The organism is Okeania sp. SIO2B9 (assembly GCF_010672505.1).
Taxonomy (GTDB): Bacteria; Cyanobacteriota; Cyanobacteriia; order Cyanobacteriales; family Microcoleaceae; genus Okeania; species Okeania hirsuta.
This window is the reverse complement of record NZ_JAAHGK010001014.1, coordinates 1-2,853: the sequence shown is the minus strand read 5'-3', so window position 1 is coordinate 2,853 and position 2,853 is coordinate 1. Positions and strand designations below refer to the sequence as shown.

At 36.1% G+C, this 2,853-nt stretch carries 1 protein-coding gene; it reads right to left on the bottom strand.

The genetic code is table 11. From position 1 onward, the window contains the following. Window positions 1-784: 784 nt before the first annotated feature. A complete protein-coding gene (locus F6K13_RS26680; RefSeq protein WP_124147797.1) occupies window positions 785-1,987 on the bottom strand; it encodes a ferrochelatase in 1,203 nt (400 codons plus the stop codon). Window positions 1,988-2,853: the final 866 nt, after the last annotated feature.

The following is a 2,853-nucleotide window of genomic DNA, read 5'->3' as shown; positions in this document are numbered from 1 at the left end:
TTTCTCCAAGTAATCCTGCTAAATAATAACGGAATCCCTTTTTTTGACCTTTGGTTTTAAATAAATCATCAAACTTTTGACACCACTTTTCAAAGCATGGAGGTAAGGCAGATAGGATTGTTTCTCTCATCGCTAGAGTATTTTTAGGTAAAAGTATTGCTATATAATGATTCGGTACTATTTTAACACATTTTTTTCCAAAAGTCCAGCTAACTTGCTTCCATTGGTGGCCTCAAACTAGGGCTATTCAATTATAAGCGATCGCTTGAACATAAAGGTAGTTGGCGTTGGCGGAGCAAGTGCGGCAGCTATATCGCCATCTTTTTGGCCATCAACTTTGAATACATCTACTGTAATGATTCTGGTTTTATTATAAGTGATCATCCTAACATGATATTATACTACATTTTCAACTATATGGAGGGAAATGTAAATGTGGATCGCACTTATTGCTAAGGTTAAGTAATAGGCAATTCTATTATTCATACTTTTAATTCTATAAAGCTGTTTGCGTAGCATTCTGTAGGAATAGCTGATAGCTGATGCCTGAATGCTTACGGTAATTTCAACTCAAACAATCAAGTTTATTTCCCAAAGAATACAAAAGATAAAACGCATAACCACCAAATATAGTAGGGGTTAACGGCCGTCAACCCCTACAAATAGTGTATAATTTCGTTTTTTGCGAAAGTCCTGTTGATATTAAACCAATTTATTAATCTCAGCTCATACAGAATTTTCCTGTTGAATTCTCACTCCTGAATTCTGACTCCTAAAATTCTTCCTAATGATGATGATGGTGACCATGATCGTGGTCGTGATGGTGATGATGACCGTGGGAATGTCCATGCTCCCCACCGTGACTATGACTATGAGTTTTCTTCGCTTGTGCCACTGCTAAAGAAGGATTAACAGCTAAAGCATTCTCACTCAACAACTCCTCAATATAAAGGTTAGCCCAATCAGCAGCCATCTGCAAAAATTCTGGGCGATCGTTTACACAAGGCATTTGACGATAAGTTACTTCTGGATATTTGCGACGTATCGCTTCAATAATATGCTCAACATCTAATAATGTTTCGTGATTTTCTGTAGCAAAACCAATAGGCATAAATATAATAGCTGTTGCACCTAATTCTATAAGATTTTTAGCAGCAGTTTTAGCATCTGGTTGAGTCCAGTCAATTAGTGGGGTATCGTGATTTAACCAACCTACAGAAATTAAAGGAAAACGATTAATTAAACGTTCCCGCACTAACTCATAAAGTTCCTGACTTTCATCAATTCCAGAAGTAAAACCTTTAGCTTCGTGAGGGCAACCATGATTAGTTAAAACAATGCCAATTTGAGATGGTAAATGAGCAACTGCCAAATCATTAGCAATTTCTTCTTCTACCATTTTTGCCATTAGATTAATATAATCAGGTTCGTTATAAAAGGAAGGAATATAACGTTGACCTTTAATCCAATGTTCGGTCTTATCTGCTAATTTTACTAAGGCTTCATTAACTTGTTCGACGGCAATTCCACTGGTAAAAATAGAGTCAACTACTAGCAAAGGATAAATCAATAATTTATCAAATCCTTCAGCTTTAATTTGTGTTAATACTTGTTCTGGTAAGTGGGGAGCGCAGAAGTTAAAAGCCTTGAAAACTTTAACGCGATCGCCCCACTTTGCTTGGAGATTTTTTTCAATTCCAGCTCTTTGACTTTCAAAAATAGCATTATGAGGAGAAATAAAATTACCATGTTGATGACTCCATTCATGCAAGTCAAAAATAGCTAATAATTTGGCAATGGGAGGGTATATCCAGGTAGGAACAGGAGCAAATTTAGCAGTAAGTAAATTTAATGCTTGTTCGTTATAATTAGCAAAATCTTCATAACTTTCTACTTCACCATATCCCATTAATAAAACTGCTACTCTGTCTTTTTTATCGGATGGAGTAACTGTTGATTGTTGAATTTTTTCTGGAGTAGTAACCACGTTTTTTCCCTTGATTTTAGAATTATTAATTAACTTGATACAAGAATGTACAACAGAAACAATTTATTGGCTTATACTCGGTCAAAAAAACAAGTATAAAAATCCTTTTTTTGAGAATAGGTTTGATTGAAATATGATTGAAAAAAACAAACATTTTTCTCAAACCTACTCCTACCACTATTGGTTTCTGTGCAACAGTAATAGTGAGTAATTAGACTCTGGTGTTAGTTTAACACTCCCCTCCGGGGGGATGGGTACTACAATAATTGAGATTATATAAAATATTCAAGGTTTGCTTGGGACATTTAACGAAGTCAGAAGTTAACCCACCCCTCGCCCCTCCCCCTCCCAGGAGGGGAAGTAGGGGATTGGAGCAAGGTTCCAAAAATACAGCATATTTCGGGCAAATAAGGTACAGGGTAAATGATGAAAATATTGTAGTGCGGGCATCTTGCTCGCTTCGGGGTGTACCTTATAACCAGGGCAAACGCATCTTATTTTGCCGTTCCCTATATGTAGTGTTTATTTGATTTTATAGACACTATACGTTGAAAGTCTATTGTCAACAAGCGCAATAAAACCCGGTTTATTGATAATTACCCCTAGTTTATTGACGAGATGCGTTTGCCCTGACCTTATAACAATGGGAAGCGCTGTATTTTGCCTTAAAAGGCGACGTTTTAGACCCAATTATTTTGATCAAAAGTTGAAAACTCAGATAAGGCCAGATTTTTCCATCCTTCAGTCCTCTCCCAGATAACTAAAGCCTTCTTCTTTCTTCCTTCTGAATTATGACTTTTGACTTATAACTTATAACTTTCTTCCTTCTTACTTCTGAATTATGACTTTTGACTTTTGACTTCACA